The 23,923-nt window shown below is 44.2% G+C and carries 19 protein-coding genes; 13 read left to right on the forward strand and 6 right to left on the reverse strand.

The window, feature by feature from the left end; translation table 11 throughout:
• Positions 1 to 17 precede the first annotated feature (17 nt).
• Positions 18 to 5,126 (reverse strand): SIALI-17 repeat-containing surface protein, encoded by a 5,109-nt coding sequence (locus tag HF881_RS09380; RefSeq protein ID WP_169447273.1) that lies wholly within the window; start codon positions 5,124 to 5,126, stop codon positions 18 to 20.
• A 331-nt stretch (positions 5,127 to 5,457) separates the two neighbouring features.
• Between HF881_RS09380 and HF881_RS09385 the strand changes: the two genes are divergently transcribed.
• From HF881_RS09385 to yidD, 10 genes are all read left to right on the forward strand, one after another.
• Positions 5,458 to 5,706: a YneF family protein gene (locus tag HF881_RS09385; RefSeq protein ID WP_000364987.1), complete on the forward strand. Its 249-nt coding sequence runs from the start codon at positions 5,458 to 5,460 to the stop codon at positions 5,704 to 5,706.
• Positions 5,707 to 5,914: 208 nt separating this feature from the next.
• Positions 5,915 to 6,709 (forward strand): glutamate racemase, encoded by a 795-nt coding sequence (gene racE / locus HF881_RS09390; RefSeq protein ID WP_000370380.1) that lies wholly within the window; start codon positions 5,915 to 5,917, stop codon positions 6,707 to 6,709.
• Positions 6,706 to 7,677, forward strand: coding sequence for a nucleoside-triphosphate diphosphatase (locus HF881_RS09395; protein ID WP_169447274.1), 972 nt, complete (start codon positions 6,706 to 6,708; stop codon positions 7,675 to 7,677). The genes racE and HF881_RS09395 overlap by 4 nt, the downstream gene beginning before the upstream one ends.
• A complete protein-coding gene (locus HF881_RS09400) occupies positions 7,653 to 8,174 on the forward strand; it encodes a metallophosphoesterase (RefSeq protein ID WP_084925569.1) in 522 nt (173 codons plus the stop codon). Before HF881_RS09395 ends, HF881_RS09400 begins: the two co-directional genes overlap by 25 nt.
• Entirely contained in the window at positions 8,171 to 8,632 is a 462-nt protein-coding gene (gene cbpB, locus HF881_RS09405) for a cyclic-di-AMP-binding protein CbpB (protein ID WP_084925571.1), read from the forward strand. The genes HF881_RS09400 and cbpB overlap by 4 nt, the downstream gene beginning before the upstream one ends.
• Positions 8,629 to 9,363: a site-specific tyrosine recombinase XerD gene (gene xerD, locus HF881_RS09410; protein WP_346775291.1), complete on the forward strand. Its 735-nt coding sequence runs from the start codon at positions 8,629 to 8,631 to the stop codon at positions 9,361 to 9,363. Before cbpB ends, xerD begins: the two co-directional genes overlap by 4 nt.
• Complete coding sequence (locus HF881_RS09415) at positions 9,363 to 10,091, forward strand: segregation/condensation protein A (RefSeq protein WP_084925575.1); 729 nt, start codon at positions 9,363 to 9,365, stop codon at positions 10,089 to 10,091. The genes xerD and HF881_RS09415 overlap by 1 nt, the downstream gene beginning before the upstream one ends.
• Positions 10,092 to 10,109: 18 nt before the next feature.
• Positions 10,110 to 10,679: an SMC-Scp complex subunit ScpB gene (scpB, locus tag HF881_RS09420; RefSeq protein WP_033606312.1), complete on the forward strand. Its 570-nt coding sequence runs from the start codon at positions 10,110 to 10,112 to the stop codon at positions 10,677 to 10,679.
• Positions 10,666 to 11,388 (forward strand): pseudouridine synthase, encoded by a 723-nt coding sequence (locus tag HF881_RS09425; RefSeq protein ID WP_001222214.1) that lies wholly within the window; start codon positions 10,666 to 10,668, stop codon positions 11,386 to 11,388. Before scpB ends, HF881_RS09425 begins: the two co-directional genes overlap by 14 nt.
• A complete protein-coding gene (yidD, locus tag HF881_RS09430; RefSeq protein WP_084925577.1) occupies positions 11,388 to 11,630 on the forward strand; it encodes a membrane protein insertion efficiency factor YidD in 243 nt (80 codons plus the stop codon). Before HF881_RS09425 ends, yidD begins: the two co-directional genes overlap by 1 nt.
• A gap of 32 nt (positions 11,631 to 11,662) precedes the next feature.
• On the opposite strand, the gene HF881_RS09435 is transcribed toward yidD, so the two are convergent.
• From HF881_RS09435 to HF881_RS09450, 4 genes are all read right to left on the reverse strand, one after another.
• Positions 11,663 to 12,634, reverse strand: coding sequence for a siderophore ABC transporter substrate-binding protein (locus HF881_RS09435; RefSeq protein WP_084925578.1), 972 nt, complete (start codon positions 12,632 to 12,634; stop codon positions 11,663 to 11,665).
• 99 nt (positions 12,635 to 12,733) lie between these two features.
• Entirely contained in the window at positions 12,734 to 13,486 is a 753-nt protein-coding gene (locus tag HF881_RS09440) for an ATP-binding cassette domain-containing protein (RefSeq protein ID WP_169447276.1), read from the reverse strand.
• Entirely contained in the window at positions 13,483 to 14,439 is a 957-nt protein-coding gene (locus tag HF881_RS09445) for an iron chelate uptake ABC transporter family permease subunit (RefSeq protein ID WP_169447277.1), read from the reverse strand. Before HF881_RS09445 ends, HF881_RS09440 begins: the two co-directional genes overlap by 4 nt.
• Entirely contained in the window at positions 14,429 to 15,388 is a 960-nt protein-coding gene (locus HF881_RS09450) for an ABC transporter permease (protein ID WP_169447278.1), read from the reverse strand. The genes HF881_RS09445 and HF881_RS09450 overlap by 11 nt, the downstream gene beginning before the upstream one ends.
• A 233-nt stretch (positions 15,389 to 15,621) precedes the next feature.
• Between HF881_RS09450 and pepA the strand changes: the two genes are divergently transcribed.
• Together pepA and HF881_RS09460 are read left to right on the forward strand one after the other, a co-directional pair.
• Positions 15,622 to 16,686 (forward strand): glutamyl aminopeptidase, encoded by a 1,065-nt coding sequence (pepA, locus tag HF881_RS09455; protein WP_169447279.1) that lies wholly within the window; start codon positions 15,622 to 15,624, stop codon positions 16,684 to 16,686.
• 20 nt (positions 16,687 to 16,706) lie between these two features.
• Positions 16,707 to 17,003, forward strand: coding sequence for a bacteriocin immunity protein (locus HF881_RS09460; protein ID WP_125418527.1), 297 nt, complete (start codon positions 16,707 to 16,709; stop codon positions 17,001 to 17,003).
• Positions 17,004 to 17,098: 95 nt separating this feature from the next.
• On the opposite strand, the gene HF881_RS09465 is transcribed toward HF881_RS09460, so the two are convergent.
• Positions 17,099 to 18,730: a Na/Pi cotransporter family protein gene (locus tag HF881_RS09465; RefSeq protein WP_169447280.1), complete on the reverse strand. Its 1,632-nt coding sequence runs from the start codon at positions 18,728 to 18,730 to the stop codon at positions 17,099 to 17,101.
• Between the two features lie 315 nt (positions 18,731 to 19,045).
• On the opposite strand from HF881_RS09465, the gene HF881_RS09470 reads away from it, so the two are divergent.
• On the forward strand, positions 19,046 to 23,818 hold the full coding sequence (locus tag HF881_RS09470; protein WP_169447281.1) for a bacterial Ig-like domain-containing protein: 4,773 nt from the start codon (positions 19,046 to 19,048) through the stop codon (positions 23,816 to 23,818).
• Positions 23,819 to 23,923: the final 105 nt, after the last annotated feature.

Here is a 23,923-nt window from a genome sequence, read left to right on the forward strand (position 1 = left end):
TTTCTTATGCTTAAAAGTTAGTTGGATTCATCCTTTCTTCCTTTTAACATAAAAGTGGCTGTGAGGGCTAGGCTAAGGCCTGCTAAGAAGAGGAGTGGGTTGGATGCTTCCCCTGTTGCTGGAAGTTGTTCCTTAGGAGAATGATTTCCAGCTTTAGCAAGGCTAGGACTAGCTGAAAGTTGTTCAGCGCCGTGCGCTTCTGAAGCACTTGGTTTTTCCTCTGCACTTGGGGTTGTTCCAGCAGCTTGATAGACGACAGCATAGGTACTGAAATGACTAGTAGTGAATTCTGCCTTTCCTTCTCGAACGTCGAAATCAAGGGCTTGCAACTCTTTAGTCGGAGTGAGGTAGTAGACTCCTTGCACTTCTCCTGAAACTGGTAAGCGAACTAAGACTTGGTTCTGTAGTTGGACATTGTGATTTTCCTTATTTTTGAGCTGGAAGTCATATGCATCGTATGTCTTGCCAAAGAGTTCCTGAGCTAGGATACGTCGACTAGAAACGTGAGAAATTCCTTCTAAGTCAGTAGCACCACCGATGATTTCTACTCCCGTCTTTTCATCTTTCAAGGTGCGCAACTGATACTCAGGTCGAGTGAGGGTTGGAGCAGCCTGTTCTCCACTAGTTCCAATAGGCTCGGTGTACTCAGGTTTTTCAAGAGTAGGGGCTTCCTCTTGCCCTGCCGTTCCGATAGGTTCGGTGTATTCAGACTTTTCAATAGTAGGAGCTTCCTCTTGTCCTGCGGTTCCGATAGGTTCGGTGTATTCGGGAATTTCTACTGTTGGAGCAGCCTGCTCCCCGCTTGTCCCGATAGGCTTAGTGTATTCAGGCTTTTCAACTGTAGGTGGTTCCTCTTGCCCTGCAGTTCCGATAGGGCCAGTGTACTCAGGTTTTTCAACAGTAGGAGCTGGTTCGTCTCCCTTACTTGTAGTTGGTTGACTCTCGTCAACCTTTTTCTCATCCTTTTTAGTAAAGACGGCTACGACAGGACTGCTTGTGGTAGTTCCTTGAATGGCATAGGCTTCAATCGCTTTTCCAGCTTGTCGATCAGTAGCGTTAGGAATTGGGATTTGAACTTGATTGTCTTGGATTGATAGCACGGTCTGATCCCCACTTGTAACCAGATGTGTTTCATCTGCCTTGCGCAAGACTAGAGGATCTTTAACTCCTGGGAAGGTCACAGAGATGGCTTCCCAGTCTCCAGATGGTAGGGTTAAGGAAATTTCTTTGTCATTTTCCTTGAGAGGAGCGATACTTGGGCTATCTATACCTACAGCAGGTGCCTTGATGATATCAAAGGAGTCTAGAGAAATCTTCTTGCGACCTTCTGGCGAATCTGGGTCAACTTGTAATGTCAGGGTGTGCGGACCGGCAGCAAGGTTTGTAAATTCGCCAATAAAGGCTCTCTTTTCAGTTGCACCTGAAGTGTAGAAGTCTAGGCTTGGCATTTCTTTGCCATCTAGTGTAACACGTGCTCGTCCAAGGGCAAGGCTCTTCAAACCATAGATACGAATACCTGTACCAGTAAAGGAAATAGTTGCCTGAGCTTCTGAAGCTGCACTAGAGTCGCTGTTGTTGATATCAGCGTATTTTTCCGTACCTCCGTAGAGTTCAGGGTCAGACCAATCCTTAAACTGGGAACCATACTGGATGCGAGTGTCGCGATCATCCATTTTCTCAATCGTGTTGCCTGCTCCTGATAGGATCTTGAAGTAATCTAATGAAATTTTCGAGCGTTCACTTCCACGTCCCTTGTGCTCACGTTTAACAGAAAGAGTCAATGTATGAGGTCCGTCTGACAATCCTGTAAAGCGACCGATGAGACTTCCTTTTTCAGTTGCCCCAGCAGTGTGGAAATCAAGTTCGCCGACCTCTTTTCCATCAATTTTAGCAGTGGCAAGACCTAGTTCAGACGATTTTAGTCCATAGATTTCGATACCAACTCCAGTGAAAGGAATGGTAGCAGTGATATCTTCGTCTGTGTAGTCACCTTTTGAAAGATCAGCAAATTTTTCTGTTCCTCCAAATAATTCTGAGTCTGCCCAGTTTCCAAAGGCAGCTCCGTACTGGATACGACCGTCCCGGTCATCCATCAATTCACTAGGAGTTTCTACAGTGGCCTGTTCAGATACTTGTGTGGAAACTTCGCCCAGCATCGCCTTGACGGTATAGGTATAGGCGAGTTGAGGATCTAGTGAGCGGTCGACAAAGTGGGTTTGATTGGTTACAAATTCTCTGCTTGCAGAGGTTTGGCCAGACGCGTCTTTCATGTGTCTTTGGATGACATAGTGGCTAGCGCCTTCTACCTGGTTGAAGGTGAGTTCGGCAGTGACTCCATTTTGTCGAACTGCTGTCAGACTGGTTATGCGACCAGGGAAATGTTCAAAGGTAATCACGTCACCCTTTTGAGTTGCCAGTTGGATGCGGCCATCTTTGAGGACAGTTGCCTTGACAGCTTTGCCATTGACCTTGATTTGGCTGGCTTCGATATTTGGATAATCTACAACCAAGTCTCCACCGACATTTGAAAGGAAGGACAAACTTTGAAGATTTTTATCTTTCCACTTCATGCTAACTTCAAAATTACCACGGGCAATCAAGCCAGAAACCTGACCGTCTTTCCAAGCATCTGGAAGGGCTGGCAATGGCGCAATATAGCCAGTATGAGATTGCAGTAGCATTTCTGCCATCCCACTAGTTGCTCCAAAGTTTCCGTCGATTTGGAATGGTGCGTGCGTATCCCAAAGATTTTCTAGGGTTGAGTACTTGAGCTGTTCAGCGAGTAGACGATGGGCACGGTTACCGTCCAAGAGGCGAGCCCAAAGGTTGATTTTATTAGCCTTAGACCAACCGGTACCACCATCTCCGCGATGGTTGAGGGTAGCACGCGCAGCCTCCAGGTATTCAGCCTGGTCCTTGCTAAAGAGCGTACCTGGGAAGAGACCAACCAGATGGGAAACGTGGCGGTGGTGATTTTCAATCCCTTCATTGGTGAATTGGGGGCTATCCTCCTCGTACCATTCCTTGATGCGTCCTTCTTTGTTGATGTGAAGCGGTTTGAGTTTGTCAAATTTAGCCTTGACCTCTGTAACTAAGTCTTGGTCGACATTCAGATGTCTAGCGACTTCCATGTAGTCGTGGAATAGCTGCCAGACTAGCGATTGGTCAAAGGTGTTTCCGATGGTGATGGTTCCGTGTTCAGGTGAGTAGGATGGAGAAGACACCCAACGGTCACTGACCTTGTCATAGTGCAAGAAGGAGTTCCAGAACTTAGCGGTCTCCTTGAGCATTGGATAAATCTTTTCTTTGAGATAGGTCTCATCCTTGGTGAATTTATAATAGTCATAGACATTCTGCATCATCCAAGCGTTGGCTGCTGGAGACCAACCCCAATAGTAATTCCAGCCTGGAGTAGTCCAGCCAAATGGTGTTGCTTGGGTGTGGACCAGCCAACCATTTTCTTGTCCGTCTTTTGATTCGATACCAGCGTATTCCTTGGCGGCGATACGACCATAGTAGCGCATGTCGTCAATGTAATTGATCATTGGCTTGGCTGTTTCAGCCAGATTGCTCATATAGGCAGGCCAATAGTTCATTTGCAAATTGACATTGAGGTGGTAGTCAGCGTTCCAAGGTGGATTGTCTACAGCATTCCAGACTCCTTGGAGGTTGGCAGGCAGAGCATCTGTCCGATCACGAGACGAACTGATGAGTAGATATCGGCCATATTGGAAGAAGAGTTCTTCCAATTTTTGCCCTTTTTCTGGGTTATAGCCTTGAAGGGCCTCTTTTGTCGTTTGAGTAGTCTTGCTTCCACCTAGATTTAGTTTAACGCGGTTAAAGAGACTTTGATAGTCCTTGATATGGGCCTTTTTAAGTGTCTCGTAGTCTTTGGCCTTAGCTGCTTCAACAATCCCTTTAACTGTTTTTTCGAGGTCAATGTCTTTTCGATAATTGGTTTTTGGATTTTGAGCAAAATTAGTCTTGGCACTGAGATAGAGGGTCGCATAGCTTGCGCCTGTAACGGTTAGAGTTTCGTCCTGAACAGTCACCTTTCCGTCTGTTTTAATTCCTAGATAGGATGCAAATTTGAGGCCGTTATCTTTGACAGTTCCCTTTAGAAGGATTCCGTTTGCATCTGTAGTGACATGACCATTCTTATAGTTAGAATATTCCCAAGAGTAGTTGCCATTAGCAAGCAAGTCTTCTGTCAGGCTATTCCAAAGGGTAAAGTCAAGTGTCTTGTTTCCTTTTTTGGTCAAGTGGGTCACAGTGACATCATCAGGATAGCTGGAGAAAGTTTCGCGTTTGAAAGTCGTCCCATCTTGGGTGTAAGAAGTTGTCGTAGTGGCTTCTGTGATATCCAAACCACGATGATAATCAGTTACAGTATCTAACCCTTTTTTCTGGTTATTGAAGACCATGAAGATATCACCAAAGGCAAGATAACGTCCATACTGAGCATTGTTTGGTCCAACTAGATTTTGTTCAGCTAGCTGTTTTGCTTTTTGGCGGTCACCAGCTTCGAGGGCTTTACGTATCTCTGCTAAGACCTTGTAGCGGTCCTTGTAGTTTCCTCCGTTATAGTCGGTGCTATTGGGTTGAGGTCCTCCAGACCAGAGAGTCTTTTCGTTGTACTGGATTCTCTCTTCCCCAATGAGACCGAAAACCTTGGCTCCCATCTCTCCATTTCCGACAGGAAGGGCTTGTTTTTCCCATCCATCATAGGAGGGAGCTGTTGGCTGATCGTAGTTGAGTTGGTAGTTTTCTTGCTTTGTCACTGGCTGATCTGCCTTTTCAGGTTCCTTATTTTCTTTAGCTTCTACAATGGCTTCTTCACTAGCTTGACTATTTGTCTTCGGAGTCTCCTCAGCTGGCTTGCTTTCGGAACTTGGAGTCTCAACTAGAGCTGGTTTAGTGGTCTCGGTCGGTTCAATCTGCTCTGATCCACTATTAGGTTTAGTTGTAGTCTCGACAATACTTGGGTCATTTTGCTGCACTTCAATACCATCAGCTGAGACTGTATGACTGGATAGAAAAACAGCCCCTAGCAAAACAGAAGCAGTCCCAACCGTTAGTTTGCGGATGCTATAGCGACAGGATTTCTCCCAAAAGTGTTTTTTCATAAAAACCTCCGTTGTTTATCCGAAACCGCTTACATTTTATAAAGCAGTTCCTTTTAATTTGTTTCTATTTATCTCCTCACCTCCCATTCTAATGGTCGCTTAGCATTTGTCAAGAGGTTTTTGGTGAAAAACATATTTGAGATTGCTTTTTCTTAAAAAAGTAGAAGAAAGAGAGGAAAGGGTGGAATTATTCGTAATTTCATAGTTCAATCTGATTTTAAGACTAGCTTAGAATTGGCTTAACCCCTTCTTGAAAGCGTAAAACAAACTAGTCAGGAAAGCCACTTTATGGTATAATATAGAAGACTCAAAAAGAAACAGGAGAAAAAGAATGGATTTACTTTTAGCAATTGTCTTGATTGTGCTAGCTTTTCTAGGAGGAGCTCTTGGAGGTATGTATTTGGTGCGTAAGCAAATTGAAAAAGAATTTGCTGACAACCCACGTTTGAATGCTGAGGCAGTTCGTGCTCTTTTGAGCGCAAATGGTCAAAAACCAAGCGAAGCCAAGGTACAACAAGTTTACCACCAAATCATCCGTCAACAAAAAGCAGCCCTCGCTAACAATAAAAAGAAAAAATAAATAAGGAAAAGTCTGGGATGAAAGTTCCAGACTTCTCACTATGTTCAATAGTTCTCAAGGATAAGACTTTTTCCTTGCATTCTATTGATATTTGATTATGATTAAGAGAGGGGCAGTTGACATTCCATCAAGCTGTCTGTCAGTTCGTTCAGGATAAGAAATCATGATGAACTATCAATCAGAAAAAGAAGACTAGAAAGAAGACTGTATGGATAATCGACCAATTGGTTTTTTGGATTCGGGTGTCGGGGGCTTGACCGTTGTTCGTGAGCTCATGCGCCAGCTTCCCCATGAAGAAATCGTCTATATTGGAGATTCGGCGCGGGCGCCCTATGGTCCCCGTCCTGCTGAGCAAATTCGTGAATATACTTGGCAGTTGGTCAACTTTCTCTTGACCAAGGATGTCAAAATGATTGTCATTGCTTGTAATACCGCGACTGCGGTCGTCTGGGAAGAAATCAAGGCTCAACTAGACATTCCCGTCCTAGGTGTGATTTTGCCAGGAGCTTCGGCAGCCATCAAGTCCAGCCAAGGTGGGAAAATCGGGGTCATTGGAACACCCATGACGGTACAATCAGACATCTACCGTCAGAAAATCCATGATTTGGATCCAGACTTACAGGTGGAAAGTTTGGCCTGTCCTAAGTTTGCCCCCTTGGTGGAGTCTGGTGCCTTATCAACCAGTGTAACCAAGAAAGTCGTCTATGAAACCCTGCGCCCCTTGGTTGGAAAGGTGGATAGCCTGATTCTGGGCTGTACCCATTACCCACTCCTTCGCCCTATCATCCAAAATGTCATGGGCCCTAAGGTTCAGCTCATCGATAGTGGGGCAGAGTGTGTACGGGACATCTCGGTCTTGCTTAACTACTTCGAAATCAATCGTAGCCGAGATGCGGGGCCTCTTCAACATCGTTTTTACACAACAGCCAATAGCCAAAGTTTTGCCCAGATTGGGGAAGAATGGCTGGAGAAAGAGATTCATGTGGAGCATGTAACATTATGACAAACAAAATTTATGAATACAAGGACGACCAGGACTGGTATGTTGGTGTCTGGGATGTCTATGGAGGCATCTATAGCCTCATCAAAGATCCGCTTGAGCTTGATTTTATGGATTTAGCGCGGATTTTTCGTGATGAGGAAAAGGGCTTTCCGATTACGATAACAGTGATGCGCTGGTCTTCTAACTTTCGTCTGCTCTCCTTTATCGTTGAGATTTTAAATGCGGAAGCAGGACGTAACTTGGAAGTCATCCAACGTCAGGGAGCCTTACTTTTGATTGAAAATGGACAGCTTTTGCATGTCGAACTACCTAAAGAAGGGATCGATGTTCAAGACTTCTTTGAAACTAGTAAGGTTAGAGAAACCTTGTTGATTGCGACTCGTAACGAGGGCAAGACCAAGGAATTCCGAGCTATCTTTGACAAACTAGGCTACGATGTCGAAAATCTGAATGACTATCCTGACCTGCCTGAAGTAGCTGAAACAGGCATGACCTTTGAAGAAAATGCCCGCCTCAAGGCAGAAACCATTTCCCAATTAACAGGCAAGATGGTTTTGGCAGATGATTCTGGTCTCAAAGTCGATGTCCTCGGCGGTTTACCAGGAGTCTGGTCAGCGCGATTCGCTGGCGTGGGAGCTACTGACCGTGAAAACAATGCCAAACTCTTGCACGAATTGGCCATGGTCTTTGAACTCAAGGACCGCTCAGCTCAGTTTCACACAACCCTAGTTGTAGCCAGTCCAAACAAGGAAAGCTTGGTGGTTGAAGCTGACTGGCCAGGTTATATCAACTTTGAACCCAAGGGTGAAAATGGCTTTGGTTATGATCCCCTTTTCCTTGTGGGAGAGACAGGCAAATCCTCAGCTGAATTAACCCTTGAAGAAAAAAATAGCCAATCTCACCGTGCCTTAGCCGTTAAGAAACTTTTGGAGGTATTTCCATCATGGCAAAGCAAACCATCATTGTAATGAGTGACTCCCACGGAGATAGCTTGATTGTGGAAGAAATTCGTGACCGCTATCTGGGTAAAGTTGATGCCATTTTTCACGATGGTGACTCAGAACTTCGTCCCGATTCTCCGCTCTGGGAGGGCATCCATGTCGTCAAAGGCAACATGGACTTTTATGCTGGCTACCCAGAACGTTTGGTGACTCAACTTGGTCCTACAAAGATCATCCAGACTCACGGACATTTATTTGATATCAATTTCAACTTTCAAAAGTTGGACTACTGGGCTCAGGAAGAAGAAGCAGACATCTGTCTCTATGGTCACTTGCATGTGCCAAGTGCTTGGATGGAAGGAAAGACACTCTTTCTCAATCCAGGCTCCATCAGCCAACCACGAGGAACCATCAGAGAATGCCTCTATGCCCGTGTGGAGATTGATGACAGCTATTTCAAAGTGGACTTTTTGACACGTGATCATGAGGTTTATCCAGGCTTGTCCAAGGAGTTTACTCGATGATTGCCAAGGAATTTGAAGCATTTTTACTGGAGCAGGAAGGAACCTTTCTCACCCCTGCTGAGAATCTAGCAGCCTTGATTGATACCCATAACGCTGACCATGCGATTTTGGTGTTGAGTCAAATTACCTATACCCGTATCCCTGTTGTGACCTTTGACAAACACTTTGTCGGAACCATTGGTCTACGAGATATTTTGGCTTATCAAATGGAGCAAGGTTTGAAAGATGAGCAGATGGCAACTACAGATATCGTCAATATGACCAAGACGGATGTAGCAGTCGTCGCTCCAGACTATAATATCACTGAGGTCCTCCATAAACTAGTAGATGAACCTTTCTTGCCAGTCGTAGATGGTGAAGGAATTTTCCAAGGAATCATCACGCGCAAGTCCATCCTCAAGGCCGTCAATGCCCTCTTGCATGATTTTAATAAGGATTATGAGATTCGATGCAAATGAGAGATAGGATTTCAGACTTTTTAGAGGGAAAGCAGGGTTTGTCTGCCAATTCCAAGCAGTCCTATAAGTATGATCTGGAGCAATTTTTAGACATTGTAGATGAGCGGATCTCTGATACCAGTCTCAAGATTTACCAAGCCCAGCTAGCCAATCTAAAAATCAGCGCCCAGAAGCGAAAACTTTCGGCCTGTAACCAATTTCTCTACTTTCTCTACCAAAAAGGAGAAGTGGATAACTTTTACCGTTTGGAATTAGCCAAGCAAGCTGAAAAGAAGACTGAAAAATCAGAGATTCTAAACCTAGACTCTTTTTGGCAGGAAAGTAATTATCCAGAGGGACGCTTGCTGGCGCTCTTAATTCTAGAAATGGGACTCTTGCCTAGTGAGATTTTAGCCCTCAAGGTTGCAGATATCAATCTGGATTTTCAGGTGTTGCGAATTAACAAGGCTTCCCAACAGAGGATTGTCACCATACCCACGACCTTGATTCCAGAGCTAGAACCCTTGATGGGGCAGATCTATCTCTTTGAAAGGGGAGAGAAAGCCTATTCTCGTCAGTGGGCCTTTCGTCAGCTAGAGTCCTTTGTCAAGGAGAAAGGTTTCCCAACCTTATCCGCTCAAGCCTTGCGGGAACAGTTCATTCTAAGACAAATAGAAAACAAGGTCGATTTGTACGAAATTGCAAAAAAATTAGGATTAAAAACAGTCCTGACCTTAGAAAAATATAGATAATGGATATTAAATTAAAAGATTTTGAAGGGCCCCTGGACTTGCTTTTGCACCTAGTCTCAAAGTATCAGATGGATATCTACGATGTGCCTATCACAGAAGTCATCGAACAGTACCTAGCCTATGTCTCAACCCTGCAGGCCATGCGTCTGGAAGTGACGGGTGAGTACATGGTCATGGCCAGTCAGCTGATGCTGATCAAGAGTCGCAAGCTCTTGCCAAAGGTAGCAGAAGTGACAGATTTGGAAGATGATCTAGAGCAGGATCTTCTCTCTCAAATCGAAGAATACCGCAAGTTCAAGCTCTTGGGTGAGCACTTGGAGGCTAAGCACCAAGATCGGGCCCAGTACTATTCCAAAGCGCCAACAGAGTTGATTTACGAAGATGCGGAACTTGTGCATGATAGGACGACCATTGACCTCTTTTTGGCTTTTTCAAATATCCTAGCCAAGAAAAAAGAGGAGTTCGCTCAGAACCACACGACCATCCTGCGGGATGAGTATAAGATTGAGGACATGATGGTTATCGTAAAAGAATCCTTGACTGGGCGAGACCAGTTGCGTTTGCAGGATTTGTTCAAGGAAGCCCAGAATGTCCAAGAGGTCATTACCCTCTTTTTGGCGACCTTAGAGTTAATCAAAACCCAGGAACTGGTCCTCGTACAAGAGGAGAGTTTCGGAGATATCTATCTCATGGAAAAGAAGGAAGAAAGTCAAGAGGCACAAAGCTAGACTTGATAGAGAGGAAAGATGAGTACTTTAGCAGAAATAGAAGCGCTCTTGTTTGTAGCAGGTGAAGATGGGATTCGGGTCCGTCAGTTGGCTGAACTCCTATCACTTCCCCCAACAGGTATCCAACAGAGTTTAGAAAAATTAGCCCAAAAGTATGAAAAAGACCAAGATTCGAGCTTGTCCCTGATTGAGACAGGTGGGGCTTATAGATTGGTGACCAAACCTCAATTTGCAGCGATTTTGAAGGAATATTCCAAAGCTCCCATCAACCAGAGTTTGTCTCGGGCTGCCCTTGAGACCTTGTCAATCATTGCCTACAAGCAGCCCATCACAAGGATAGAAATCGATGCCATCCGTGGGGTCAACTCGAGTGGGGCCTTGGCAAAGTTGCAGGCTTTTGACTTGATAAAGGAAGACGGGAAAAAAGAAGTGTTGGGTCGCCCCAACCTCTATGTGACTACGGATTATTTCCTAGATTACATGGGAATTAACCATTTGGAAGAACTGCCAGTGATTGATGAGCTTGAGATTCAGGCCCAAGAAAGCCAATTATTTGGTGAAAGGATAGAAGAAGATGAGAATCAATAAATATATTGCCCACGCAGGTGTGGCCAGTAGGAGAAAAGCAGAAGAGCTGATCAAGCAAGGCTTGGTGACGGTCAACGGCCAAGTAGTGCGTGAACTAGCAACCACTATCAAGGCTGGTGACAAGGTTGAAGTTGAAGGCCAACCTATCTACAACGAAGAAAAGGTCTACTATCTTCTCAATAAACCCCGCGGTGTGATTTCCAGTGTGACAGATGACAAGGGCCGCAAGACTGTTGTGGATCTCTTGCCCAATGTAAAAGAGCGCATTTACCCTGTGGGACGTTTGGACTGGGATACATCAGGTGTCTTGATTTTGACCAATGATGGGGACTTTACAGACGAGATGATTCACCCCCGTAATGAGATTGACAAGGTCTACGTCGCGCGTGTTAAAGGTGTGGCCAACAAAGAAAATCTCCGCCCCTTGACTCGTGGTCTTGAGATTGATGGCAAGAAAACCAAGCCAGCTGTCTATGAGATTCTCAAAGTGGATCCAGTTAAAAATCGCTCTGTAGTGCAGTTGACTATCCATGAAGGGCGTAACCACCAGGTTAAAAAAATGTTTGAAGCCGTCGGTCTTCAAGTGGATAAGTTGTCTCGGACACGTTTTGGACACTTAGACTTGACAGGTCTTCGTCCAGGAGAATCCCGTCGCCTTAATAAAAAAGAAATCAGCCAACTACACACTATGGCTGTAACCAAGAAATAATGAAACGAATCTTAATAGCGCCAGTACGCTTTTACCAACGTTTTATCTCACCAGCCTTTCCACCTTCTTGTCGCTTTGAGCCGACTTGTTCAAATTACATGATTCAGGCTATTGAAAAACATGGCTTCAAGGGTGTTTTGATGGGCTTGGCTCGAATTTTCCGATGCCATCCTTGGTCGCCAATAGGAAAAGATCCTGTCCCAGATCACTTTTCCCTCAAACGAAATCGAGAAGAAAAATAAACCCAACATCATTTGATGTTGGGTTTTCTTGCTTATTTCAAAGCTTTTTGAGTGTCTTCAATCATAAGTTTAGTTGATTCAAGTCCGCCTCCGCTTAGATACCAGAGGTCTGGTGTTAGTTGGATAATCTTACCGTTTTTAGCGGCAGGGGTTTCAGCGATGAGGACATTTTCTAGGACGCCATCGTTGCTAGAGTTGTCACCACCGATGGCAAGGGTACGGTTGATGACAAAGAGGATGTCAGGATTGATTTCTTTGACACTTTCAAAGCTGACTTCTTGTCCGTGGCGTGAGTCTTCAAATTGAGTATCTGTTGGCTTGAATTTCAAGGTTTGGTACAAGAAAGAGAAACGAGATTGGGCACCAAAGGCGGCCATTTTTCCTTCATGGAGGAGGATAGCAAGGGCTTTTTTGTCAGAACTTTCGTTTTTAGTTGCGACTTCTTGGATGCTCTTGTCTAGGTTGGCTAATTCTTCCTTGGCTTTCTGTGTACCAGTTTCGCCGAAGGCGCTTGCTAAGGATTCGATATTAGCCTTGGTAGAAGTCCAGTAGTCGTCCTTACTTGCTTGGAAGAGCACAGTTGGAGCAATTTCTTTGAACTTGTCTACGAATTTTTGGGTACGTGGAGAAGCAATAATTAGATCTGGTTCAAGAGTAGCAATAGCTTCTAGGTCTGGCTCAACCATGGAACCCACATTGTTGACATTTCCTGCAAGATCTTTTAGGTAAGTCGGAACAGTTTTTGTAGGCATTCCGACGATATTCTTTTCAAAACCTAAAGCGCGAATAGTATCCGCAGCACCGAGATCAAAGGTCACAATCTTTTCAGGAACCTTTGAAAGTTTGACCTCGTCTAGTGAACTTTTAATGGTTATCTCTGTTGGAGCAGAGCTACTTGTCTCTGTCTGGCTAGTGCTTGAATTTGTATTTGTACTACATGCACCAAGTAAGAGCAAGAAGCTGGCCACTAGGGCAGTGAGATAAAGTTTAAGGGATGTTTTCATGATTTCTCCTTTTTAAAATGTGATAACAATGTAGGGAGTCTCTTAGATAGGCTTGTTAGCTAAGAGACTGAGGGTTCTTTAACTCGAGTTTCTGAGTTACTAGCTATAGATACAGATCTTTTTGCCATTGATATCAGCCAACGTGATGGGAATCTCATAGAGTTGACTGAGCAGGTCAGCCTGCATGATTTGAGTAGTCGTTCCCTTGCTAAAGACTTGGCCGTCTTTAAAGGCAACAATTTCATCCGCATACTGGCTGGCCATGTTGATATCGTGGAGGACGATGATAATGGTTTTACCGAGTTCCTCCACCAGTCGCTTGAGAATCTGCATCATGCTGACACTTTGCTTAATATCGAGATTGTTAAGTGGTTCGTCCAGCAAGATAAAGTCTGTATCCTGGGCCAGTACCATGGCGATAAAGACACGTTGGAGTTGTCCACCAGACAGGCTATCGATGTAGCGGTCTTTTAAGTTTGTCAGTTCCAGATAGTCTAGAGTTTCTCGGATTTTTTCCCAGTCCGCTGTTCTCAATCTACCTCGGCTGTAGGGAAAACGTCCAAAACTGACTAGTTCTTCAACGGTCAATTTGGCTTGGTAATTGATCTTCTGCTTTAGGATAGTCAGTTCTTTGGCCAGTTCTTGCGAATTCCAACTCTCGATTTCACGCCCTTTGATACTGAGAATTCCCTGATCCTTATTGGTTAGTCTACTCATAATGGAGAGGAGAGTTGATTTTCCAGCACCATTTGGACCAATGAAGGCTGTCAGTTTCTGAGGACTGACTTCAAGCGAAATGTCTTGCAAAATATCCTGTTTTTGAATGGATTTGTCAATGTTTTCCAGTTTCACTGACGTGCCCTCCTATAAAGTAAGATAAAGAATAAGAAGCCACCCACATTCTCGATGATCATACTGATGCGAATTTCCAGCGCAAAGACTCGTTCAATGAGGGCTTGTCCCAAGGTCAAACTAATAAATCCAATCAGAATGGCTACGATAAAGAGCAACTTGTGCCGATAATCTTTGAGGATTAGATAGGTGAGATTGGCAAGCATAAAGCCGAAGAAGGCCATAGGCCCTACCAAGGCAGTGGCTGTTGAGGTCAAAAGCACGATGCCCCAGAGGAGTTCTCTCTGTTCTTTTTCAATATCGAGTCCCAGTATCTGAGCCGTTTCTCTTTGCAGGTGCAAGACATCCAGAACGACTGCTTTTCGAAAGAAAAAGATGGTCAAAGCGAGGATAATCAGAGAACCGATGACTAGGATGGAAGTGTTGAGATGCTGAAAGGAGGCAAAGAGACTGTTCTGCAGTTTATCATATTCATTTGGATCCATCAGGACTTGGAGGAAGGTACTGATATTTCGAAAGAGACTTCCGAGGGCTATACAGATTAGCAGGATGAAGACCAGATCTTGCTTCATCAGCTTTTTCAAGTAGCCTTGTAAGGCGAGAAAGAAGAGGGATTGAAGCAGAAGCAAGACTAGAAATTCTAAGATAGAAGACTTTTCAAGCTGAAGAAATTTGCTCTCAAAAACCAGTAGCAGGGTCTGTAGCAAGACATAGAAGGATTCGATTCCCAAAATACTTGGCGTTAGGAAGCGATTTTCCGTCAGAGTTTGAAAACTAATAGTCGAAATCCCTGTCGCGATAGCTACCAAGAGATAAACGACAATCTTTTGAGAACGAAGTTTCCAAGCAAAGACAGATAGGTGACTAATAGGCCAAAAGTAGAGGAGACAAGCTCCGATGGCCAGAATAATGAGAAGGCAGAAGAGTCTGGTATGTTTGCTTTTAAACGGCATCTTTTCGTCCCCCTCTCCATAGAAGTAGGATAAAGACGAGGCTACCGATGATTCCTAGCAAGAGACTGACAGACAGCTCATAGGGCCGAATGAGAACTTGAGAGAGGATATCGCAGGCCAGAACCAGATTGGCTCCGACCAGTGCGACGATGAGTTTGGTTTGACTCAAATTATCTCCATAGCGCTTGCGGACCAGATTGGGAACGATGACCCCGAGAAAAGGCAAGGCACCAACGGTAATCATGGTGACGCTTGTCGTTAGCGCCACCAGAAAGAGGGCCAGTTTTTCCAGTAGGGAGTAAGAAATCCCCAAACTCTCACTGGTTTCCTTGCCCAGATTCATGATGGTAAAGGTTTGGGATAATTTCCAAACGGCTATCAGGATAATGAGGCCTAAGAAGAGCCACTCATACTGATGGGTCTGAATCATGGAGAAGGAGCCCTGGGTCCAGGCCGTCATACTCTGAACCAGATTGAAACGATAGGCGATAACTTCTGTGACAGAACCGATGATCCCGCTATAGATAATCCCGATCAAGGGCAACATCCACCTTTCCTTTACAGAAAAAATAGTCATAAAGGCCAGGAAGAAGAGGGTAAATAAGATGGATGAGCCAAAAGCAAAGAGCATCTTTTGGGTCAGACTCGCAGACGGAAAGACAAAGAGGCTTAACACCATTCCCAGTTTGGCGGCTTCTGTCGTTCCGACTGTGCTTGGGGCAGCAAACTGATTTTGGGTAATGGTCTGCATGAGGAGTCCTGCCATGCTCATACTAGAGGCTGCAAGGAGAATACTGATGGTTCTTGGAAGACGCGACTCTTGAAAGAGAAGCCAGGTCTGTTGGTCAAAAGCAAAGAATTTTTCCCAAGAAAAATCACTGGTTCCAATGGTGATGGAGAGAAAGACAAGGAGTAGAAGTAAGCCAGTTAAAAAATGAGAGAGTTTCATGCCCCGTCCTTTCACGTAGATTTGGTATAAAAATACCCTTGGAGATAATGTAACACGATTTTTTTAATCTGTCATTAAATTTTCTGACAATTTAATGTAGAAAGAAAGAAAAATTACTGAAATAACATCTGCCCCTCTATTTTATAGGATAAACTTGTAAAACCCAATCCACCTTCCCACTACCCTTCTCCTATAAAAAGTGGTAAAATGGAGGACAGAAAGAAGGAACTGATATGACAACATTATTTTCAAAAATCAAAGAAGTAACAGAACTTGCTGCAATCTCAGGTCATGAAGCGCCTGTCCGTACTTATCTTCGTGAAAAGTTGACACCGCATGTGGATGAAGTGGTGACAGATGGTTTAGGTGGCATTTTCGGTATCAAGCATTCAGAAGCTACCGATGCGCCCCGTGTTTTGGTCGCTTCTCATATGGACGAAGTTGGTTTTATGGTCAGCGAAATCAAGCCAGATGGTACCTTCCGTGTTGTTGAAATCGGTGGTTGGAATCCAATGGTAGTCAGCAGTCAACGCTTTAAACTCTTTACTCGTGATGGTCGTGAAACTCCTGTGATTTCAGGCTCTGTCCCGCCACATTTAACACGTGGAACAGGTGGACCAACCATGCCAGCTATTTCAGATATCATTTTTGATGGTGGTTTTGCGGATAAGGCTGAGGCAGAAAGCTTTGGTATCCGTCCGGGTGACACGATTGTCCCTGATAGCTCCGCTATCTTGACAGCCAATGAAAAGAATATCATTTCAAAAGCTTGGGACAATCGCTACGGTGTCCTCATGGTAAGCGAGCTAGCTGAAGCTTTGTCAGGCCAAAAGCTGGGAAATGAACTCTATCTTGGCTCGAACGTTCAAGAAGAGGTTGGTCTTCGTGGCGCTCATACTTCCACAACTAAGTTTGACCCAGAAGTTTTTCTGGCAGTTGACTGTTCACCTGCTGGTGATGTTTATGGTGGCCAAGGCAAGATTGGGGATGGAACACTGATTCGCTTCTATGATCCAGGTCACTTGCTTCTTCCAGGTATGAAAGATTTCCTTTTGACAACGGCTGAAGAAGCTGGCATCAAGTACCAATACTACTGTGGAAAAGGCGGAACGGACGCTGGTGCAGCTCATCTAAAAAATGGTGGTGTCCCATCTACAACTATCGGTGTCTGTGCCCGTTATATCCATTCTCACCAAACTCTCTACGCGATGGATGACTTCTTAGAAGCCCAAGCTTTCTTGCAAGCCTTGGTGAAAAAATTGGATCGTTCAACGGTTGATTTGATTAAACATTATTAAACATAAGGGAGGTGGTCAGGATGGCAGAACCAAACCTAGAAAGCCTTATAAGAGATCTCTACAACCATGCTCGTCAGGGTTTGAGTGAAGATTTAGTTGCTGCTCTCCTAGAGACTGCTAAAAAACTACCAACTACAAATGAGCAATTACTAGCAGTCCGACTCTCAGGACTGGTCACCCGTGAATTGCTCATCAATCCCAAACACCCAGCACCTGAGTTGCTCAACTTGGCGCGCTTTATCAAAAGAGAAGAAGCCAAGTATAGGGGCACTGCAGTTTCTGCTATCATGTTTGGAGAACTCTTTAAAATGCTTTGATTCCACTGTGAATCAAAGCATTTTTTATATGTCAGAAAAAACATTTTTGATGAGGAGATGAAAAAGCCATCCCATTCAGGATAGCTTTTTGGTTATTAGATTTGTTCAGCGATGACCTTCTCGGCTAGGTTCATAGCATGGTCAGAGACACGAGTGTAGTGGGAAATGATGTCGATAAAGTTGACTCCAGCTTGTGTAGAACACTCACCCTTGTTAAGGCGTTTGATGTGGGTCTTTCTGAGAACGCGTTCCATATTGTTGATTTCTTTATGGCGTTCAACCAGACTTTGAGCTTTTTCAATATCATTGTTTTCCACACTATCAAGGGCATCCTTGATAAATGCAGTTGTTGCTTGATAAATTTCAGCTAATTCCTCTAAAGCAGCATCAGAGAACTGAACATTCTTACGTTGAAGGTAGTCGGTTAGGTTGAGCAAGCCTTCTGCGTGGTCCCCAATCCGTTCCAAATCACGAGACGAATCCAGGATGTTAGTCAAGACTTCGCTTTCCTTTTGACTCAAGGATTCGCTTGAGAGTCTGATGAGGTAACGAGTGAGTTTTTCATCGATGGTGTTGATGGCTTCCTCTGTCTTGTGCCCTTTTTCAGCTACCTTTTCATCCAAACCGATGATATAGGTATAAGAAAGGTCAAAAGCTTTGGCTGCATAGTTTCCTAAGTGCAAAAGTTCTTTTTTGGCATTTCCTAGAGCGATAGAAGGAGATTGCTGGATAAGTTGCTCGTCGAGATAGAGGGGCTCGTACTTGACAACCTCGTCTTCACCAGGGATGAGCTTGGTTACAAAGTAGGCCAAGGCTCCGATGAATGGAAATTGTACAATGGTGTTACTTACGTTAAAGGCACCGTGCGAGAAGGCGATGGTCATCTCAGGTGAGAGGTGAAGGAGTGCCTGGAAGTACTCGATCATAGCAGTAAAGGGGCCTAATAAGATTAAGCAAAGAATAGTCCCTAAAACGTTAAAGGTAACGTGGGTTGCAGCAACGCGTTTCGCAGAGACATTGGCTCCAGCTGCGGCAATGATAACGGTTAGGGTTGTCCCGATATTATCTCCGAAAAGAACTGGTAGTGAACCTTTAAGATCAAGGAACCCACCTGCATAGAGGCCTTGCAAAATCCCGATTGTAGCCGAGGAAGCCTGGATGAGGACGGTAATCACTGCACCGGCCACCACTCCTAAAATGGGGTTTTGTCCCAAAGTGACCATATACTCCTTGAATTGTGGTAAATCTTTAAGTGGGCTCATACCGGCACTGATGAGGTTAAGGGCGTAGAAGATTCCCCCAACACCAAACAGGATGCGACCGATATTGTTTGCTGTTCTGTTTTTTGTAAAGAAGAGGAACATGGTTCCAAGGAAAATCAAGGGCAAAGCATACTCACCAAGCTTGAAACCGATGATAAAGGAAGTAACGGTGGTTCCGATGTTGGCTCCCATGATAATTCCGATAGCCTGTCTAAGAGTGAGAAGACTAGCGCTGACCAGCCCAACCGTGATAACTGTAACCCCTGTACTTGACTGAATCAGGGCAGTCACGACGATTCCGACTAGAACGCCTAAAAAGGGATTGCTAGTGTACTTGTCAATGTAAAAACGAAGGCGATCTCCAGCAGCTTGTTGCAAACCGTCTCCCATGGTCTTGATACTGTATAAAAACAGTCCTAGACCTCCTAAAAAGTGAAATAAAATTTCCTGCCAATTAATGGACATTTCTTTTTCCTCCGAAAAATAATAACGGAATTTCTCCTATTCTATTTTAAAGGATAAAAGTAAATCTCACAAGTGTTTTCTTGATATTTTAGTAAGAAATCGCTAACTTTTTTAAATTTCTTCCTTAAATAGAGTTCTTACCTCAAGTATAAATGTCTGCAAGGATTATATCCAAATTTAACTGTTTTTTATCCTAGTTATAGTTTATGCGTAAAATAGATTGACAACGTTTTCATATAAGATAGAATGAAGATAATCCTGTTCTGATGATTGATTGCGGGAACAGTTACTTTTTTGTTCTATTAGGAGGATAAGATGAAAGATCTATTTTTTGAAAAACGTTGCCGTTACAGTATTCGTAAGCTGTCAATCGGGGCTTGTTCCTTGATGATTGGATCAGCTTTATTTGCGAGTCCAGCTCTTGCCGAACAGGTTGCTGTCCCTGAGACAGTTGCCAATACAAGTGCTCAAGCGACAAGTGCCAGTGAAACTGCTAATCCAGACACTGCAGCTATCGAAAAACAATTAGAGGAAACTGAAAACAAAGTAGCTGAGCAACCAATTTCAGAAAACACTTCAGCAATAACTAATCTAGTTAATGAAAAAGAAGAAGCGAAACCAGCTCCGACAGAAACAGCTGAAAAACCAACTGATAAAGAAGGAGTCAAGCCTGAGGAAGCTCCTCAAGTGGTTGACAATAAAGCCGACAAACCAAGTCTAGCAGACGTTCCTAAAAATGAAGAGAAGAGTCTCCGGCCAAAAGAAATCAAATTTGATACTTGGAATGATTTGTTGAAATGGGAACCAGGTGCGCGCGAGGATGATCCCATCAATCGTTCCTCAGTTGAACTCGCCAAGCGCCATAGAGGTCAGTTGGTTAACGAAAAAGCAAGCAGAAGAGCCAAGGTTCAGGCGCTAGCAAATACCAACTCAAAGGCTAAAGACCACGCTTCTGTTGGTGGAGAAGAATTCAAGGCTTACGCCTTTGATTACTGGCAATACTTGGATTCAATGGTCTTCTGGGAAGGCCTAGTTCCTACTCCAGATGTCATTGATGCAGGGCACCGTAATGGTGTGCCTGTTTATGGAACCCTGTTCTTCAACTGGTCAAACAGCATCTCCGACCAAGAGAAGTTTGCTGAGGCTTTGAAGCAAGATGAAGATGGCACCTTCCCGATTGCACGTAAACTTGTTGAACTCGCTAAATACTATGGCTTTGATGGCTACTTCATCAACCAAGAAACAACGGGGGAATTGGTAGCACCTCTTGGTGAAAAAATGCGCCAATTCATGCTCTATACAAAAGAATACGCGGCTAAGGTCAACCACCCAATCAAGTATGCTTGGTACGATGCCATGACCTACAAATATGGCCGTTACCACGAAGATGGTCTAGGTGATTACAACTACCAGTTTATGCAAAAAGAAGGAGATAAGGTCCCTGCAGATCAATTTTTTGCTAACTTCAACTGGAACAAGGAAAAAAATGACCACTCTGTAGAGATGGCAAAATGGCTAGAACGTAGCCAGTATGATGTCTTTGCAGGCTTAGAATTGCAACAAGGTGGTTCGTATAAGACCAAGGTCAACTGGGATGCTCTTTTAGATGAAAAAGGTAAGTTGCGCTTGTCACTTGGACTTTTTGCGCCGGATACAATTACCAGTCTAGGAAAAACAGGTGAAGACTACCACAAGAACGAGGATATCTTCTTCACAGGTTACCAAGGAGATCCAACGGCTCAAAAACCAGGTGATAAAGAGTGGTATGGAATTGCCAATTTAGTTGCGGACCGCACTCCAGCAGTAGGCCGGACCTTCACTACATCTTTTAATACAGGTCATGGTAGAAAGTGGTTTGTAGACGGCAAAGTTTCTAAGGATTCTGAATGGAACTACCGTTCTGTTTCAGGTGTCTTACCAACATGGCGTTGGTGGCAGACTTCAACGGGGGAAAAACTTCGTGCAGAATATGACTTTACAGATGCCTACAATGGAGGAAATTCTCTTAAATTCTCAGGTGATGTAGCTGGTAAGACGGACCAAGATGTGAATTTGTATTCTACTAAACTAGAAGTGACGGAGAAAACCAAACTTCGTGTTGCCCACAAGGGAGGAAAAGGCTCGAAAGTTTATATGGCCTTCTCTACGACTCCAGACTACAAATTTGAGGATGCAGACGCATGGAAAGAACTGACTCTTTCTGACAACTGGATAAATGAAGAAATTGACCTTAGCTCACTAGCAGGTAAAACCATCTATGCAGTTAAACTCTTCTTCGAACATGAAGGTGCTGTAAAAGATTATCAGTTCAACCTAGGTCAATTAACCATTTCAGACAATAACCAAGCACCTCAAGCCCCGACAGGTCTCTCTGTGGTGAAGCAATCTCTTAAGAATGCCCAAGAAGCTGAAGCAGTGGTTCAATTTTCGGGTAACCAAGATGCAGATTTCTATGAAGTCTACGAAAAAGACGGGGACAACTGGCGTTTGTTGACAGGTTCATCTGCTTCAACCATCTACTTGCCAAAAGTTAGCCGTTCTGCTAATGCGACTGGTACGACTCAGGAATTGAAAGTCGTTGCAGTTGGTAAAAATGGACTCCGTTCTGAGGCGGCGACAGCATCCTTTAACTGGGGGATGACAGTTCAAGATACGACTCTCCCAAGACCTTTGGCTGAAAATATTGTTCCAGGGGCAACTGTTGTCGGTAGCACTTTCCCAAATACTGAAGGTGGAGAAGGTATCGAAGGCATGTTGAACGGTACGATTACAAGTCTATCAGACAAGTGGTCTTCAGGACAATTGAGCGGTAGTGTGGATATACGTTTGACCAAGCCACGTACCGTTGTTAGATGGGTCATGGATCATGCGGGAGCTGGTGGTGAGTCTGTTAACGATGGTTTGATGAATACCAAGGACTTTGATCTTTACTACAAGGATACAGATGGCGAGTGGAAACTAGCTAAGGAAGTCCGTGGCAATAAAGCGCACGTTACAGATATCACTCTTGACAAACCAATCACTGCCCAAGACTGGCGTTTGCATGTCATTACATCTGATAACGGAACACCTTGGAAGGCCATTCGTATCTACAACTGGAAGATGTACGAAACCTTGGACACAGAAAGTCAAAATATTCCAATGGCTAAGGTAGCTGCTCGTTCACTTGGAAACCACCAAGTTCAACTAGGCTTCTCTGATGTTCCAGCAGGCGCAACCATCACCGTTTACGACAAGGCAGATTCACAAACACCAATTGCAACCTTGAAGACTGAAACTGGTGGCGACCTAGCAACAGCACCATTGGCCTTTGACAAGCAACCAACTCTCCTCTACTATCGTACCCAATTACCTGGCAAAGAAATCAGTAACACCTTGGCTGTAGCGATTCCACAGGATGAAAGAAAAATTAAATCTGTTAGCCTTGAAAAAGGACCTAAGAAGACGGTTTACAAAGAGGGAGAAAAACTTGATCTCAGAGGCGGAACACTCCGTATTCAATACGAAGGGGGACAAGCCGATGAGCTGATTAACCTTACTCACTCAGGTGTGACGGTATCTGGATACGACGCTCATCAAAAAGGGGAACAAAACCTAACACTTCAATACCTTGGTTTACCAGTGTCAGGTGATCTGAAAGTCCAAGTGACAGGACAGGATGAAGGAAAATCAAAAGAAGTAGCGGGCTTGTATATTACTAAGAAACCAAAAACAGACTATCTAGTAGGGGATCAACTGGATCTCTCTGAAGGTCGCTTCGGTGTCCTCTATGATGATGAGACGGAAGAAAGTCATGCCTTTACGGATCAAGGTGTTGGAATCAAGGGCTATGATGCTCAGAAGACTGGACGACAAACCTTGACCTTGCATTACAAGGGACACACTGCTGAGTTCGATATCTTGGTTTCTCCAAAAGCAGCTGTCAACGATGAGTACCTCAAACAAGAAATCACTGCTGCCCAAGGGCGCCAGTCAACCCTTGCCTATACCTTCTCAAGTGAGGACAAACAAGCTGTACTAGCAGAGAAACTCAATGCAGCGAAAGCTGTTGCAGAAAACCATGATGCCAGTCAAGAAGAAGTCAACAAAGCCTTGAATGAATTGAAACAAGCTGGAGCGGATTTGGATGGTAACCAAGTGTATCAAGCAGCCAAAGAAGAGCTTGAAGGCTTGCTATCACAAGTTCGTGAAAAAGCACCTCAAGATGAGTTGATTGCCCAAGCAGAAGCTTTATTATCTTCACAAACGCCAACTCCTCAAGCTTTTGCGGAAATGAAAGAAAAGCTAAATAAGAAACGATCTCCTGCAGAAGAAAGTCACCACGTTGGTAGCATGAATCCAAATGAAGGAGCTCCAACGGTTGAAGTCCTCCCTGAACTAGTTGTTGAAACTGAAACAACAGCCTTTGAACGTCAAGAAAGACAAAATGTGGATCTTCTGAAAGGTCAACGTCAACTTGTCCAAAAAGGAGAAGAAGGGCAAATTCGTCGTCTAGTAGAAGTAGATGCCCAAGGCAAACGTACTCTTCATTCGACTGAAGTTGTCAAGGAAGCAATCCCAGAAATCACCGAAGTTGGAACAAAAGTTCTGTCAAGCAACCAACCGGCTGAGGGAGTAAAAGACCTAGTTTTAGAAATTCCGAAACTAGAAATTGAAGAGGATACAGTTGCCTTCGAACGTCAAGAGCAATCAAATGCAAGCCTTCTAAAAGGTCAACGTCAGCTTGTTCAAAAAGGAGAAGAAGGGCGAATTCGTCGTCTAGTAGAAGTAGATGTCCAAGGCAAACGCACCCTTCATTCAACAGAAGTTCTTAAGGAAGCTATCCCAGAAATCACAGAAGTTGGTATAAAAGAAGTGGCGCCAAGTCCAGATAAACCTCATGCTGATACCCTCTCTAAAGAGCAAAAGGGACTTCCAGCTACACCAAGTACAAATGCTCCAACTGCAGAAGTGCCTGTCAAAGGTGAAGCAGCAAGCAAACAACTGCCAAATACAGGAGTAGAAACAGATGCCAGTCTAGTAGCTCTGGGGCTTCTCGGAGTGATGAGTGGCTATGGACTTGTAGCTTTGAAAAAGAGAGAGGATTAAGGATAGATAGTATTTCTTAAGCTGAGATTAGAAAGAAATCGTTTCAAGAAGCAACAGCTAAAAATAGTTGTTGCTTTTTGCACCCTTTCATCCGAATGTTTTCTG

Source organism: Streptococcus sp. WB01_FAA12, from assembly GCF_012843315.1.
GTDB lineage: Bacteria > Bacillota > Bacilli > Lactobacillales > Streptococcaceae > Streptococcus.